Genomic DNA, 12,770 nt, shown 5'->3' with positions numbered 1-12,770 from the left:
TACTAAGGTTCTTAGAAGAAGAAAGCACTTGGTTGGAAAAGCTTCTCGACTTCGCCGACAAACTTTTTATTCACTAAGAACAAGATCACGTGATCCCCTTGCTCTATCACGGTTTTGTCGTGGGCCATCAGCACTTCATCATTGCGGACAATGGCACCAATCGTTGTCCCCGGTGGCAACTTAATATCACCAATGGCTTTGCCAACGACTTTAGAAGTACTGGCATCTCCGTGGGCAATGGCTTCAATTGCCTCGGCCGCCCCACGACGTAGAGAGTAAACGTTACAGATATCACCCTGACGAATATGAGTTAATAGTGCCGAAATCGTCGCTTGTTGTGGTGAGATAGCAATATCGATGTTGGCTTCTTGCACTATATCCACATAGGCTTCGCGTTGAATAAGCACCATGACCTTTTTCGCGCCCATACGTTTTGCTAGCAGGGCGGACATAATATTGGCTTCGTCGTCATTGGTGACCGCAATAAATACGTCGGTTTGGTCTATGTGTTCTTCGAGCAGTAATTCTTGATCTGAGGCGTCACCGCAGAACACTGTGGTATTTTCCAGCTGCTCCGATAAGGCTTCTGCACGTTCTAATTTATGCTCAATCAGTTTGACCGAGTGGGTGCGCTCAAGGCGTTTTGCTAAACCTAGGCCTATGTTACCGCCACCGGCGATCATAATGTTGCGGTAGGAGTTATCGAGTTTTTGCATTTCGCTCATGACAGCGCGAATGTGGCGACTGTCTGCAACGAAGAAGACTTCATCATCGGCTTCGATAATGGTTGTTCCGCGAGGCATAATAGCACGGCCTTGGCGGAAGATCGCCGCGACCCGGGTATCAATATTGGGCATGTGTTCGCGAAGTGCCGCTAATGCATTACCCACCAGTGGGCCGCCGTAATAGGCTCGAACAGCCACTAGGCTCAACCGGCCTTCCGCAAATTCAAGCACTTGCAATGCGCCTGGATATTCTACGAGTCGCTGGATGTAAGCGGTCACTAACTGTTCAGGGGCGATTAATTCATCGATCACGAAGCCGCCACGGGGACGACCATCGCTATTTTTGGTTTCACTGTCGATAAAGAGTTTATCGCGCATCGCCAAATACGGTTCTGAGCGGATACGGGCAATTTTAGTCGGCGTACCAAAAAGGGTATAGGCAATCTGGCAGGCAGCCATATTGCATTCATCACTATTGGTTACGGCGATAAGCATGTCGGCATCTTCTGCGCCCGCTTCTCTGAGCACATCAGGGTGAGCGGCATGGCCCGCTACGACGCGAAGGTCATATTTATCTTGCAGGGCGCGTAATCTGGATTTGTCATAATCGACAATGGTGATGTCATTGTTCTCACCCACCAAATTTTCGGCCAAGGTTCCCCCAACTTGACCCGCACCTAATATGATAATTTTCATGGCCTTGCTTACTTCCTAATCAGTCGCTTTCAATAAACGGGCATAATAAAACCCATCCATATTGTCTTGTCCTGGCGTGATTTGCCAACCTATATCCTGTGGCGAATTTTGCTGGGCAAGTGTGTCTAGCTTAGCATCTACCGTTCTATCTAAAAACGCACTGATCTGGTCGCGGTTTTCCTGCGGTAAAATCGAACAAGTGGCATAAAGAAGCGTGCCACCGGGTTTTAGCCACTTCCAGCAATGATCGAGAATTTGCTGTTGTAGTTCAGCCAATTCTTCAATGTCATGGTTTTTTCGCAACCATTTAATATCGGGATGGCGGCGGATCACTCCTGTGGCTGAGCAAGGCGCGTCCAGTAAGATACGATCAAATTGTCCGCCTTGCCACCATGAGTCTATGTTGGCCGCATCACCATGTATAAGCTCCGCTTTTAATGATAAGCGGTCAAGGTTCTGTTGCACACGTTCAAGGCGTTTGGCATCAAAATCAACAGCCACTAATTTGATACTCGGCTCAAGTTCGAGTAAGTGACAACTTTTGCCACCGGGTGCCGCGCAGGCATCGAGTATTAATTCATTCGATTGCGGGGCAAGTAAGGTCGCCGCCCATTGTGCCGCGCCATCTTGTACTGATGCCGCACCTTCATGAAAGTGTGGCAGTGTGGCGACATCCTTTGGTTGCGCTAGGAGAATGGCATCGGCACTGCTGCCTTCGCTCGCTTCAATGTCGATTTCGGCTAGGGCAGCGAGGTATTCGGCACGGCTCTGGGATAAGCTATTGTTACGCAGCCACATGGGTGGGCGTTCATGGCTTTGTTGAATGATGTCTTGCCACTGCTCGGGATAGGCTTCTTTTAAGCGCTTAATTAACCAAGCGGGTGTGTTATAGCTTAAGGTATCTGATCCAGTACTTAGCGGCGATAGCTGGCGCTGAATATTGCGCAGTACACCATTAACCACTTTGACCATGCCTTCAAATTTTAATTGGCGACAGGCTTCGGCGGTTTCTGAAATTGCGGCGTGGCTTGGAATACGAGTGAAGTACAGTTGATAGCAACCTACGATCAGGAGCTGGTGGATAATCCTTTGCTTACCTTTGAGTGGTTTCGCTAGGCATTCACTGATGCGTTTTTCTATTTGCGGCAGAGTGCGCATCACGCCATAGCAGATCTCGGCAAGTAGGGCTTTATCTTTGCCGCTGGCAAGATGTTTTTGTTGATCGGGCAGTGCCACTGACAGTGACACGCCTTTTTCTAATACTTCGAAGATGGCTTTCGCAGCTAGCGCGCGCAAGTTCATGATTATTGTGCCTCGTTTGCGAGGCGAGTATTCGGGCTAAACCATTCACCTCGAGCATTGAGAATATCGGCAACATTGAGTGGCTTTTTCCCCGGAAGCTGCATACTCAGCAGGGTTAACACACCATCAGCGGTGGCAACGTCTATGCCTTTTTTGCTGGCGCTGATGATAGTACCTGGAGCGGCTGTGCTGGTAGTTTCGCTGACTTGGGTTTGCCACACTTTAATAGTGTTACCTTGGTGCTCAAAGTAACTCACAGGCCAAGGATTAAAGGCGCGGACTTCTTGCCATAACTGTTTAGCGGATTTATTCCAGTAGAGTCTGGCTTCTTCTTTGCTGAGTTTTTCTGCGTAGTTCGCTAAGGCTTCATCTTGTTTTTCAGCGGCTAAGGTGCCATTTACCAAACCTTCGAGTGCTTGCAATAGGGCAACGGGACCTTGTTCTGCCAGTTTCTCGTAAAGGCTGGCTGACGTGTCGTTATCTTCGATCGGCAGATAGGTTTTAAGCAGCATGTCACCTGTATCTAAACCCACATCCATCTGCATAACGGTCACGCCGGTTTCTTTGTCGCCGGCCCAAAGTGCGCGTTGGATCGGTGCGGCACCGCGCCAGCGTGGCAAAATAGAACCATGAACGTTAATACAACCTAAACGCGGTGTATCTAACACGACTTTTGGCAAGATCAGACCATAGGCTACGACCACCATGATATCGGCGTTGAGTGCGGCAAGTTCTTGTTGCGCGGGTTCTTTACGTAATGAGCCGGGTTGAAACACTGGAATACTATTGGCGATAGCGAGTTCTTTTACTGGGCTGGCGGTCAGTTTCTTGCCGCGGCCAGCAGGTCTATCGGGCTGAGTGTAAACGCCAATCACATTGTGGTGTGAGTTTAAAAGTGCTTGTAAGTGGCGAGCGGCAAAATCCGGTGTTCCGGCAAAGATGATGTTGAGTGGTTTCAAATCTGATCCTATGCTTCTTTGGCGTCCAATCGGGCCGCTTTTTCAAGTTTTTGTTTGATCCGCTGACGTTTTAGCGGCGACAAATAATCGACAAACAATTTGCCTTTGAGGTGATCCATTTCGTGTTGAATACAAATGGCAAATAACTCATCGGCCTCAACTATAAATTCGTTACCGTGCCTGTCTAAGGCTTTTACCGTGACAAATTCGGCGCGATCGACTTTGGCGTAAATCCCCGGAACCGACAGGCAACCTTCTTCATTGCAGAAGTCACCGCTGCTGGTGATAATTTCGGGATTGATAAACACTTTGGGTCGTTCGACTTCATCCTGTAAGTCCATGACAATAAGTTGTTTATGGTAATCAACTTGGGTCGCGGCCAAGCCGATACCTTTTTCTTGGTACATGGTTTCGAACATATCATCAATTTGAGTCTGCAGCTCGGCATTAAACTCTGTGATGGGTGTGGCTTGTGTTCGTAATCTTTCGTCAGGGAATTGTAATACTTTTAATAGTGTCATACATAAACTCTTAACAAGTCTGTCAAATCTCTGCCAGTTAGTTATACTGACTGATGCTAATGAGTTAATTTTAATCTTTAGTGCCTACCAATAACAGTAAAAGCTCAAACTAAGAGTTAAACAACATGGAAATACCCATGAAACGGTTAATTTTACTCGCGTTAATGACATTCAATTGCACGTTTGTTGCCGCAGATACCCTGACGCTTAAGGCGGGGCATCCTGAGTCATATGTAGTGAAAAAGGGCGATACTCTTTGGGATATCTCCGCCGCGTTTCTGAATGACCCATGGAAATGGCCGAGTCTTTGGGATGTAAACCCACAGATTGCTAACCCCCACCTTATTTACCCTGGCGATCAACTCACTCTGATATTTATTGATGGTCAGCCCCGCCTTGTGCGTAATGGTGCTACTGTCGATAGTGCTAAACCCCATGTAAGAAAGAGTCCCGAGGGACGTGTCATTGCTAAGAGTAATGCTATTCCAGCCGTTGATTTAGCCTTGATTGAACAATATTTAGTGCAGAATCGGGTCGTCGAGACTCACTGGCTTACTGAGCAACCTATGGTGCTGGCAGGTGAAAGTCCATCGCGTCACCATATTGTGGGTGATGTGATTTATATTGATGCTGAACTGCCAATAAACCAAAAATATGGTATTTACGAACGCGGTCGCGAGTTTTTCAATAAAGAGTCAGGCGAAGCGTTAGGACAAGAAGCCATTTTGTCGTCTACTGGGCAAGTTATTGAGTCTGGTAAGGTTTCAAAAATTAAGTTGCTAACGAGCTTTCGCGAAACCAAAGCGGGCTTCAGAGTATTGCCGATGGAAAGTGATTCCTTGATGTCAGCTTACTTTACTCCTAAACCTGCGGAATTAAAGATACCGGCTTTAGTGTTAGCGACAGAATCAAATTTGCGTGAAGCGGGTAAGTTGAATGTCGTGTACTTAGATAAAGGCACTCAGGATGGCGTCGAGCCTGGGGTGGTATTTTCTATTTACCGTGATGGTGAGGTTATTGTTATCAACAATGACGGTATGCCAGTTCCTGCAATTGAACGTACTGCCTATGATAACCTAATGGCGTCAGTCTCTTCGGATCGTGCAGTTAAGATGCCGGATGTTTATCATGGTAAGTTGTTAGTGTTTAAAGTGTTTGATAAGGCGAGCTTAGGTTTGATTGTCTCCACCGAGCGGCCTGTTCGTGTCGACGATAAGTTAATCGCCCCAGAATCTTTAGCCTTAAGAGGTCTATAATCTCTGAAAATTTGGTCGATTGGTTAGTTGTTTGTGCTGTATCTGGGCTAGGACCCGCTCGGATCCAACAATTATTAACGCACATGGAAGTGGACGACCTTAGACAAAGGTTAGAGCATGAGAGACAAGCGCTACCTTTATCTGATCATCTGCTCCATAGCCTTGTTATTGATTATCAAAAAGTGGATGTCGCCCTCGAATGGCAACAGCAAGCCGCCGATCATCATCTGCTTTGTTTCTCTGATCCGCTTTATCCACCATTATTAAAACAACTCTCAGATCCGCCCGCCGTCCTGTTCGTTAAAGGTTGCTTAGAGGCGTTAGCCCTTCCTTATCTTGCGATTGTTGGCAGTCGTAATGCTTCTCCAGGCGGATTGCAGGTCGCTTATCAACTGGCTGCTGAGATGTCCTCAATGGGATTTGGTATCTGTAGTGGCATGGCGATGGGGATTGATGGGGCGGCCCATAAAGCCTGTGTTGACCATCAAGGGCGCACAATTGCCGTACTAGGAACGGGCATAGAGATCATTTATCCACGAAAACATCGACAGCTTTATCATGATATTCAGCGGCAAGGCTGTATACTTAGCGAGTTTTGGCCTGATGCTGGTCCCTTTGCGGGTAATTTTCCGAAACGAAATCGCATTATTAGCGGTCTATCTTTAGGTACTCTTGTGGTTGAAGCCTGTCGCAAAAGCGGCTCTTTAATCACTGCTAGGTTGGCGATGGAACAAGGGCGTGAGGTGTTTGCCGTTCCGGGCTCAATCTTAGGTGGTTACCATCAAGGCTGTCATGATTTATTACGTGATGGAGCAAAGCTTGTGGAAACTGCTGCCGATATAGTGGAAGAGTTGGCAAGTTTAACCGCTTTCCACCTTGAAGAATTGAAGTTATGCCACCATATACAGCAAGGCGAGATTTGTAATTTGCCATTTTCGTCTCTGTTAGCTAGTGTAGGTTATGAAACTACATCAATTGATGCAGTCGTTGAACATAGTGGAAAAACGATAGATCTGGTGTTAGAACAAATGCTTGAACTTGAGTTGCAAGGTTGGGTAATAGCAGTACCCGGTGGTTACGTCAGAGTAAAGAGGAGCTAGCCATGTTTGATATCCTCATGTATCTATTTGAAAACTATGTTCACAGTGAAGTTGAACTACTAGTTGATGAAGACGAGTTAACCAAGGAACTCACTCGTGCCGGATTTCATCAATCCGAGATTTTAAAAGCGTTAACTTGGTTAGAGCGCTTAGCTGAATTACAAGAAGGGGATAAACCTTATCTTTGTAATCACGATCAGCATTCGTTTCGTATCTATACGAAGGACGAAATGGACAAGCTGGATGTAGAATCCCGCGGTTTCTTGTTGTTTTTAGAGCAAGTTAAAGTGCTGAATGTCGAAACCCGTGAAATGGTGATCGATAGAGTGATGGAGTTGGATGAACCAACCCTGATTTTAGAAGATCTCAAATGGGTTATCTTAATGGTGCTGTTTAATGCTCCTGGCCATGAGTCCGCTTATGAGCAAATGGAAGATTTAATCTTCGAACAGCCCGAAGGCCGACTGCATTCTTAATTGTTGTGAAAGATGAATTATGAGAGAAAGGAGGCTAAGACCTCCTTTTTTGATGCCATAAATTCCTTGATGGCACTGCGCTTGATATCCTAATGCGCTACGACAGGTGGTGAATGATTATGTCTAAGATTGATGAACAATTATTTAGTGCCCACGAACACGCACTGGAAAAAGAATACGAACTTTGTCCCGAATGTGGCAGCGAGTTATCGGTTAAACACAGTAAGCACGGCGGTTTTATTGGCTGTAATAATTACCCTAGCTGTAATTACACTCGACCCTTAGTGCAGCACGAATCTATTGAAACTCAAGTGATTGAAGGTTCTGTATGCCCTGAATGCGGTCACGAACTGGCAGTAAAGTCAGGGCGCTTTGGGATCTTTATTGGGTGTACTCAATATCCTAGCTGCACGCATATTGAAAAACAGGATCAAGCGAGTGACAAGCCTGACATTCCTTGCCCTGAATGCAAAGCGGGTAAGCTTGAGCACAGAACTAGTCGCTTCGGAAAGAGTTTTTATGCCTGCAGTGCTTACCCTAAGTGTAAGTTTATTGTGAATTATCCTCCGGTTGCTGAAGATTGCCCGAGTTGTGGTTTTGGGATCTTAGTCGAGCGTAAAGGTGCGGCTGGGATGCGTTTAGAATGCCCGCAAAAAAGCTGTAAATACAAAAGACCACTTTAGTTTATTGTGTGACCTGCATCTTAATATTTGGCCGATGAAAGTGGCTTGCGTATAATCCTCGGCTGACCGCTGATGGGGCGGTCAGTATTCGAATTTATCCAATAATTTGATTGTTGAAATCGACAATACTCAAAAGGTGATCCTAAGATGTTGCAGCTGCACCCATCTGACATAAAAGATATTGTGCTTAACGGTGGTGTTATCGCTTATCCAACCGAGGCCGTTTATGGCCTAGGTTGCGACCCAGATAATGACACCGCTATCCAAAAGTTATTGGCTGTAAAACAGCGCCCATGGCAAAAGGGACTGATCTTAGTCGCCAGTGATTTTCAGCAGCTTTTAGCTTATGTTGATGAATCGCAATTAACGGCTGAGCAGCTCGAGTTTGCATTTTCCAAGTGGCCGGGGCCTTTTACCTTTGTAATGCCAATCAAAGCGCAGGTTTCAAAATACCTCTGTGGTGAATTTGACTCTATCGCAGTGCGAGTATCTGCCCATACTGGGGTGCAAGCCCTGTGCCGCGCGCTCAATAAACCTTTAGTGTCGACCAGCGCTAACCTTGCGGGTGAAGAGCCAGCATTAACTGCCGATGAAATTCTCGCAGATTTTACAGGTAAAATTGATGCACTCGTATTAGGTGAACTCGGAGAGCAAGGTCAGCCCTCGACCATTATCGATGCGCGAAGCGGTAAGATTTTACGAAATGGACAATGAGCAAACCAATAATAAGGATAACAATATGAGTGTGCCTGATGTTGCAGTGGTAAAAGCGTTTTTAATCGATCTACAAAACCGAATTTGTGCTGGTTTACAGGTGCTGGATGGTCAAGCAACGTTTGCCGCCGATTCATGGACCCGCGCCGAAGGCGGTGGTGGCACGAGCCGAGTATTAACCCAAGGTGCAGTGTTCGAGCAAGCTGGGGTTAACTTTTCCCATGTGACTGGCGCCGCTATGCCTGCGTCAGCTACGGCGCATCGCCCAGAACTGGCGGGTCGCAGTTTTGAAGCTATGGGTGTGTCTTTAGTGATCCATCCTAATAATCCGTATATCCCGACGACTCACGCCAATGTGCGCTTCTTTATTGCTCAAAAAGAGGGTGCTGATCCCGTGTGGTGGTTTGGCGGTGGCTTTGATTTAACGCCTTATTATCCTTTCGAGGAAGATGTGCGCGAGTGGCACCTGACTTCTAAGGATATTTGCGCGCCTTTCGGGGATGAGGTTTATCCCAAGTATAAGAAATGGTGCGATGAGTATTTCTTCCTGCCGCATCGTAATGAAACCCGCGGCGTGGGTGGATTGTTTTTCGATGACTTGAATCAAGCAGGATTCGAGCAAAGCTTTAGCTTTATGCAAGCTGTAGGTAATGGCTTCTTAACGGCCTATGCGCCGATTGTCGAGCGTCGTAAAGAGACTGAATTCGGTGAGCGTGAGCGTCAGTTCCAACTCTATCGTCGTGGTCGTTATGTTGAGTTCAACTTAGTCTACGACAGAGGCACGTTGTTTGGCCTACAGACGGGCGGCCGCACCGAGTCTATCTTAATGTCGATGCCGCCATTAGTGCGTTGGCAATATGCTTATACACCAGAGGCGGGAAGCCCAGAGGCAGATTTGTACGATAACTACCTCAAACCCCGCGACTGGGTTTAGCCAGTAATCTTAAAAAGTGGATGCGATGTCCACTTTATTGATTACGCATATGATCAGCCAGAGTTGAAATCGCCTCAAAGATGGCGGCTCGATGCTCTGGCTTATTAATGTTTTCTTCAATCGCAAATTTCATACAAAACAGCCATTGATCCCGCATCGCCTCATCGACGGCGAAATGCATGTGCCGTGCTCGCAATGCGGGATGACCATATTTCTGCTGATAGAGCTGCGGCCCGCCGAGCCAACCACTTAAAAATTCGAACAACTTCTGCTCTGATTCCGCAATTGGCGCTCTATGAATGGCAAGCAGTGTTGTCGTTTCTGCAGAGCTTGCCATCTTCTGATAAAAACATTTGGTGATAGCGCGGATCACTTTTTCGCCGCCGATTAAGTCGTAAGCGTTAGATTGGCTCGGATCGCGATCATCCTGCGGTGGAGTGTGTTTGCTAAAAATTTTTTAAGCCAGTTCATTGGAATAGTCGTTCACTAAAATAGAGAGTATTGAGCCGATGGCGCATTATAGCGTGAAACCCAACGTGAAATTTAGTTGAACATAATTCGTCTTGCCTAGGCTCAAAAGCGCGGTAGACTGCAAAGCCATTGAACCTAAAATTTAATATCGCTATGACAGACAGATACGCAGTGTTTGGCAATCCAATTAGCCACAGTAAATCGCCGTTCATCCATGGACAATTTGCCGCGCCCACCCAAGAGTTATTAACCTATGAAGCCATTCTTGCTCCGGTCGATGGTTTTGAAGCCTCACTGACGGAGTTTTTCAATGCGGGCGGCAAGGGCGCGAATGTGACAGTGCCTTTTAAGGAGCAAGCTTTTGCGCTGTGTGACAGTCTCAGCCCAGAGGCCAAGCTTGCTGGCGCGGTAAACACCTTAAGTTTATTGGCCGATGGCACTATTCGCGGTGATAACACCGACGGCTTAGGGCTGGTGGCCGATCTCATCGTTAACTTAGGCAGCCTGCAAGATAAGCGCGTGTTACTTATTGGTGCTGGTGGTGCGGCGCGCGGTTGTATTCTGCCGTTATTAAATGCGGGAATTGCGCAGCTGATCATCAGTAATCGCACTCACACTAAGGCACAGCTTCTGGTCGATATCTTTACTTCGGTGGATAACGGTGCTTTCGCAAATAGAGTCACCGCCGTAGAAATGAATGAGCTTGTGGGCGAGTTCGATATCGTCATTAACTCAACCTCGGCGAGTCTTGCGGGCGAGTTGCCAACTTTGCCAGCGCATATCATCACCACCCAAACTGTTTGTTATGACATGATGTACGGCGCCTCGGTCACCGCTTTTAACCAATGGGCGCTATCTCAAGGTGCAGCTAAGGTTATTGATGGGCTCGGCATGTTAGTCGGACAAGCGGCTAAGAGTTTTACCCTATGGCGAGGTATTGAGCCCGACACTCAAGTGGTATTAAATCTTTTGAGGGATAAACTCATGGCCGAGCCTAAGTAGGAAGCATGAATCAAAGTATTCTTTTTCCCGAACTGCAATATTGGGACGACGCCCACAAGCGAGTCTGCTTTATCGCGCAGTCACAGGGGATGAACATCAAGTGCTATATCAGTGTGAATAAGTTAGCCGAGCTGAATGATTTCTCTGAACAGCCGAGTGCCAATGAAGCCGCCGCTATGCTGGCATTGTTTGATGCGGTGAGATTTGATGCCGAAGAAATGGCGGAAGACTTAATTGAAGCCGAAGAGTTTGATGAGTTTGGGGCAGTACACTTAGGCTAAACTTATCGAACTCAGATAGTTTTCTGAATCAGCGAATAGCAAAAGGCGGTAGAGACTCAATGAGTCTCTACCGCCTTTCTTGTATAGCTATAGTGACACTAAGCGACTAACTATAAGAGATTAGCTATAAGTGGCTAGATGTTCTGTAACTCAACTAAGTATTCGTTTTTCAGTCTGACATAGTTGTCGGCAGATTCTGGCAAAAAGGCAATTTCGGCAGGCGTTAATGGGCGAGCTTGCTTAACTGGGCTTCCTACATATAAATAGCCACTCTGTAATACCTTGCCCGGTGGCACTAAAGAACCTGCACCTAAGATCACATCATCTTCTAAAATCGCACCGTCGAGAATAATTGCGCCCATGCCCACTAATACTCGGTTACCGACTTTGCAACCGTGAAGCATAGCCTTGTGACCAATAGTTACATCATCACCAATAATCAGTGGATGACCATCGGGACGAGCAGCTGACTTACGCGTCACATGTAATATGCTACCGTCTTGTACGTTCGAGCGCTTACCAATACGAATATGGTTAACATCACCACGCGCCGCCACCATAGGCCAAATACTGGCATCAGTATCTAACGCAATATCGCCAACAAGCACCGAAGCTTCATCTACATATACGTTATTGCCTAATTGAGGATGAATACCTTGGTAAGTTCTGAGTGGCCCTGACATAGAAAAGTCCCTAATTGAGTGGTTTTTAGCATTATAAAGGTTAAAAACTAGCGGGTCAGGTCAAATATCCAACGAACAGTGAGAAAATGACAATTATCTTAAAAATAGGGGTTGCGGACTTTCTCAATCTCCCTATAATGCGCATCCACTGACACGGCAGACGGCGAAAGCAAGCTGACGAGTTAGGTTGAATTGAGTCGCTTTTAAGTACTTAATTCAAGCGCAGCAAGAAGTTGAAAAATACTCCTTGACGCGAAACGGGAAATGCGTAGAATACGCAGCCCTAGCCAACTGGAAGCGTTCTACGCTCAGTGTGGTACTCACCTTCTCTTACGAGGTTGAGTTGCTCTTTAACAAGATAAAACAAGAAATCTGTGTGGACACTCACAGGTGTTGAGTTAATCGAAACTGCTTAACCTTCGGGTTGGCAGTCAAAAATTTAAATCAATGTAACAATGAGTGTTCATAGTAATATGTACAGTTTGTTTCTTTAGTTAGAAACAAAAAATCAGAATTCATTGAGCCGCTGAAGTCGCAAGACGGAAGCAACAAAACTTTAATTGAAGAGTTTGATCATGGCTCAGATTGAACGCTGGCGGCAGGCCTAACACATGCAAGTCGAGCGGCAGCGCAAGGGAGTTTACTCCTGAGGCGGCGAGCGGCGGACGGGTGAGTAATGCCTAGGGATCTGCCCAGTCGAGGGGGATAACAGTTGGAAACGACTGCTAATACYGCATACGCCCTACGGGGGAAAGGAGGGGACCTTCGGGCCTTCCGCGATTGGATGAACCTAGGTGGGATTAGCTAGTTGGTGAGGTAATGGCTCACCAAGGCGACGATCCCTAGCTGTTCTGAGAGGATGATCAGCCACACTGGGACTGAGACACGGCCCAGACTCCTACGGGAGGCAGCAGTGGGGAATATTGCACAATGGGGGAAACCCTGATGCAGCCATGCCGCGTGTGTG

The 12,770-nt window shown here is 46.9% G+C and carries 13 protein-coding genes, 1 rRNA gene and 1 pseudogene; 9 read left to right on the top strand and 6 right to left on the bottom strand.

The genetic code is table 11. The features are described 5' to 3' along the window. Positions 1–11: 11 nt before the first annotated feature. The 4 genes from trkA to def are packed head-to-tail and all read right to left on the bottom strand — an operon-like array spanning position 12 to position 4,203. Positions 12–1,421, bottom strand: coding sequence for a Trk system potassium transporter TrkA (trkA, locus tag L5M37_RS20090; protein ID WP_105250826.1), 1,410 nt, complete (start codon positions 1,419–1,421; stop codon positions 12–14). 15 nt (positions 1,422–1,436) lie between these two features. Continuing rightward, on the bottom strand, positions 1,437–2,723 hold the full coding sequence (rsmB, locus tag L5M37_RS20085; protein WP_263201699.1) for a 16S rRNA (cytosine(967)-C(5))-methyltransferase RsmB: 1,287 nt from the start codon (positions 2,721–2,723) through the stop codon (positions 1,437–1,439). A 2-nt stretch (positions 2,724–2,725) separates the two neighbouring features. Beyond that, the gene (gene fmt, locus L5M37_RS20080) at positions 2,726–3,682 is read right to left on the bottom strand and encodes a methionyl-tRNA formyltransferase (protein ID WP_263201698.1); all 957 of its coding nucleotides are present in this window, start codon (positions 3,680–3,682) and stop codon (positions 2,726–2,728) included. An 8-nt stretch (positions 3,683–3,690) separates the two neighbouring features. Beyond that, positions 3,691–4,203, bottom strand: a complete 513-nt coding sequence (def, locus tag L5M37_RS20075) for a peptide deformylase (RefSeq protein WP_217363072.1) — start codon at positions 4,201–4,203, stop codon at positions 3,691–3,693. A gap of 125 nt (positions 4,204–4,328) precedes the next feature. Between def and L5M37_RS20070 the strand changes: the two genes are divergently transcribed. The 6 genes from L5M37_RS20070 to hemF all read left to right on the top strand — a co-directional run bounded on the left by L5M37_RS20070 (position 4,329) and on the right by hemF (position 9,366). Beyond that, complete coding sequence (locus tag L5M37_RS20070; protein ID WP_263201697.1) at positions 4,329–5,459, top strand: LysM peptidoglycan-binding domain-containing protein; 1,131 nt, start codon at positions 4,329–4,331, stop codon at positions 5,457–5,459. 83 nt (positions 5,460–5,542) lie between these two features. Further along, the gene (dprA, locus tag L5M37_RS20065) at positions 5,543–6,559 is read left to right on the top strand and encodes a DNA-processing protein DprA (protein WP_263201696.1); all 1,017 of its coding nucleotides are present in this window, start codon (positions 5,543–5,545) and stop codon (positions 6,557–6,559) included. Positions 6,560–6,561: 2 nt separating this feature from the next. Next, positions 6,562–7,035, top strand: a complete 474-nt coding sequence (locus L5M37_RS20060) for a DUF494 family protein (RefSeq protein WP_006083793.1) — start codon at positions 6,562–6,564, stop codon at positions 7,033–7,035. A gap of 119 nt (positions 7,036–7,154) precedes the next feature. Continuing rightward, positions 7,155–7,718: a type I DNA topoisomerase gene (locus L5M37_RS20055; protein WP_131524497.1), complete on the top strand. Its 564-nt coding sequence runs from the start codon at positions 7,155–7,157 to the stop codon at positions 7,716–7,718. Positions 7,719–7,865: 147 nt separating this feature from the next. Next, entirely contained in the window at positions 7,866–8,432 is a 567-nt protein-coding gene (locus L5M37_RS20050) for an L-threonylcarbamoyladenylate synthase (protein WP_263169481.1), read from the top strand. Positions 8,433–8,457: 25 nt separating this feature from the next. Beyond that, the gene (hemF, locus tag L5M37_RS20045) at positions 8,458–9,366 is read left to right on the top strand and encodes an oxygen-dependent coproporphyrinogen oxidase (protein WP_263201695.1); all 909 of its coding nucleotides are present in this window, start codon (positions 8,458–8,460) and stop codon (positions 9,364–9,366) included. Positions 9,367–9,400: 34 nt separating this feature from the next. Here hemF and L5M37_RS20040 read toward each other — a convergent pair. Further along, positions 9,401–9,837 (bottom strand): annotated as a pseudogene (locus tag L5M37_RS20040) (group II truncated hemoglobin). Positions 9,838–9,990: 153 nt separating this feature from the next. On the opposite strand from L5M37_RS20040, the gene aroE reads away from it, so the two are divergent. After that, positions 9,991–10,839, top strand: coding sequence for a shikimate dehydrogenase (aroE, locus tag L5M37_RS20035; protein WP_263201720.1), 849 nt, complete (start codon positions 9,991–9,993; stop codon positions 10,837–10,839). Between the two features lie 5 nt (positions 10,840–10,844). Further along, positions 10,845–11,120, top strand: coding sequence for a DUF1488 domain-containing protein (locus L5M37_RS20030; protein WP_113941387.1), 276 nt, complete (start codon positions 10,845–10,847; stop codon positions 11,118–11,120). Between the two features lie 134 nt (positions 11,121–11,254). On the opposite strand, the gene L5M37_RS20025 is transcribed toward L5M37_RS20030, so the two are convergent. Further along, on the bottom strand, positions 11,255–11,803 hold the full coding sequence (locus L5M37_RS20025) for a gamma carbonic anhydrase family protein (protein WP_168827558.1): 549 nt from the start codon (positions 11,801–11,803) through the stop codon (positions 11,255–11,257). Between the two features lie 557 nt (positions 11,804–12,360). Between L5M37_RS20025 and L5M37_RS20020 the strand changes: the two genes are divergently transcribed. Further along, positions 12,361–12,770, top strand: a 16S ribosomal RNA gene (locus tag L5M37_RS20020); the annotation flags it as partial.

The sequence above is a fragment of the Shewanella sp. SM69 genome (genome assembly GCF_025653985.1).
GTDB lineage: Bacteria > Pseudomonadota > Gammaproteobacteria > Enterobacterales > Shewanellaceae > Shewanella > Shewanella oncorhynchi.
The sequence above is the reverse complement of the archived record's forward strand: the minus strand, read 5'-3'. Positions and strand labels throughout refer to the sequence as shown.

Bases quoted from the DNA above. Each gene is read 5' to 3' on its own strand.
- def (WP_217363072.1), bottom strand. From the start codon at position 4,203: ATGACACTATTAAAAGTATTACAATTCCCTGACGAAAGATTACGAACA.
- L5M37_RS20070 (WP_263201697.1), top strand. From the start codon at position 4,329: ATGGAAATACCCATGAAACGGTTAATTTTACTCGCGTTAATGACATTC.
- L5M37_RS20030 (WP_113941387.1), top strand. From the start codon at position 10,845: ATGAATCAAAGTATTCTTTTTCCCGAACTGCAATATTGGGACGACGCC.
- dprA (WP_263201696.1), top strand. From the start codon at position 5,543: ATGGAAGTGGACGACCTTAGACAAAGGTTAGAGCATGAGAGACAAGCG.
- L5M37_RS20050 (WP_263169481.1), top strand. From the start codon at position 7,866: ATGTTGCAGCTGCACCCATCTGACATAAAAGATATTGTGCTTAACGGT.
- trkA (WP_105250826.1), bottom strand. From the start codon at position 1,421: ATGAAAATTATCATATTAGGTGCGGGTCAAGTTGGGGGAACCTTGGCC.
- L5M37_RS20025 (WP_168827558.1), bottom strand. From the start codon at position 11,803: ATGTCAGGGCCACTCAGAACTTACCAAGGTATTCATCCTCAATTAGGC.
- rsmB (WP_263201699.1), bottom strand. From the start codon at position 2,723: ATGAACTTGCGCGCGCTAGCTGCGAAAGCCATCTTCGAAGTATTAGAA.
- L5M37_RS20060 (WP_006083793.1), top strand. From the start codon at position 6,562: ATGTTTGATATCCTCATGTATCTATTTGAAAACTATGTTCACAGTGAA.
- hemF (WP_263201695.1), top strand. From the start codon at position 8,458: ATGAGTGTGCCTGATGTTGCAGTGGTAAAAGCGTTTTTAATCGATCTA.
- aroE (WP_263201720.1), top strand. From the start codon at position 9,991: ATGACAGACAGATACGCAGTGTTTGGCAATCCAATTAGCCACAGTAAA.
- L5M37_RS20055 (WP_131524497.1), top strand. From the start codon at position 7,155: ATGTCTAAGATTGATGAACAATTATTTAGTGCCCACGAACACGCACTG.